Source organism: Aerococcus sp. L_32, assembly GCF_050689315.1.
The window spans coordinates 1-775 of record NZ_JBOEQF010000878.1; the positions used below are offsets into that span (position 1 = coordinate 1).

Below are 775 nucleotides of genomic sequence, written 5' to 3' on the forward strand. Positions count from 1 at the left end.
GAAAGTTACTACTCATAATAAAACCCTTTTCTTAATAAATCTAACATAATTTATAAATTATGTTACCACCAATAATACTAGTATAAAAATTTACCTTCAATTTTTTTAAAAAAAAGACATTAATTTATATTTTGATTAATGTCTTTATATTTTATTCTAATATTAGTTTGCACTACCTGGTTCTGGTGCGCCTTCCCATACTGGAATACTTGAACCTGCTGACATTTCGTCGATGATTGCTGCAACTTCGTCTGTTTGATAGTATTCAAGGATTGTTTTATATACTTCATTGTCAGTTTGGTCTTCTTGGACTGCAATGACGTTGTAGTATGGTTTTGATGATTCTGCGACTGGCTCTAGGTAGATTGAGTCTTGTGTTGGCACGTAACCTGCATCGGTTGCCATGTCGTTGTTGATTAATGAGATATCAACGTCAGCTAAAGCACGAGCTGTTTGGTTGGCTGCCATTTCTTCAAATTGTAAGTTTTTTGGATTTGAAGTAATGTCACTTGTTGTTGGTAATAACCCTTTAGATTCGTCTAATTCGATTAGACCTGCTGTTTGTAGTAACAGTAAAGCACGTGACCCGTTTGATACGTCGTCTGGAATTGCGACTAAAGCACCGTCTGCTAGTTCATCTAATGAATCAATTTTTTCAGAGAAGACACCCATTGGATTTAAAGTGGTATAACCTAATGTGGTATTAGAATAGCCACCTTCTTCATTGATTGAATCCATATAGATTTCTGTTAAAGCGGAGTGCATATCGATTGAA

At 35.0% G+C, this 775-nt stretch carries 1 protein-coding gene; it reads right to left on the reverse strand.

Features of this window, described 5'->3' with window-relative positions; translation table 11 throughout:
• Positions 1 to 162: 162 nt before the first annotated feature.
• The coding region (locus ACRCJ0_RS17065; protein WP_431391348.1) for a MetQ/NlpA family ABC transporter substrate-binding protein at positions 163 to 775 on the reverse strand (613 nt) is incomplete at its 5' end.